Below are 432 nucleotides of genomic sequence, written 5' to 3'. Positions count from 1 at the left end.
GTGGAAGATCATCCGTTACTTACTGATCACTAGGGTGCTGACGCTGCTGCCGATATGCAGTGTGTGGTATTTGATTTTTTGCCCGTCACTCCTTAACTTTACGATAATAATCATTTATGGACAAATCGTGCGGAAGAATACTCAAAGCAAACTTCATATTTGATAAGGTATATTCATGAGCACAACATACCAATGTATCGTCAGGTAACGCACTTAACTTTTTAAGTGATTGATACATTTGTGATGCTGTCCCTTCAAACAACCGACCACACCCACCAGAAAACAGTGTGTCGCCGCAAAATAGATAAGGTTTACTGAAGTAACAGATATGTCCTAAAGTGTGACCCGGCGTAGCAATTACACTAAATTCATGCCCCAAAACGAAGGCAGTTTCGCCATCTTTGACTACCTGTGTTGTTCCCTTATCTTGTG

At 41.2% G+C, this 432-nt stretch carries 1 protein-coding gene; it reads right to left on the bottom strand.

Features of this window, described 5'->3' with window-relative positions:
• Window positions 1-85: 85 nt before the first annotated feature.
• Window positions 86-432, bottom strand: a 347-nt coding sequence (locus tag FMN63_RS27685) for an MBL fold metallo-hydrolase (RefSeq protein WP_205514365.1), incomplete at its 5' end; no start/stop codon positions are given.

Source organism: Stappia sp. BW2, assembly GCF_008107695.1.
In the GTDB taxonomy this organism is placed as follows: Bacteria; Pseudomonadota; Alphaproteobacteria; order Rhizobiales; family Stappiaceae; genus Roseibium.
This window is presented reverse-complemented; position numbering and strand designations above follow the sequence as displayed.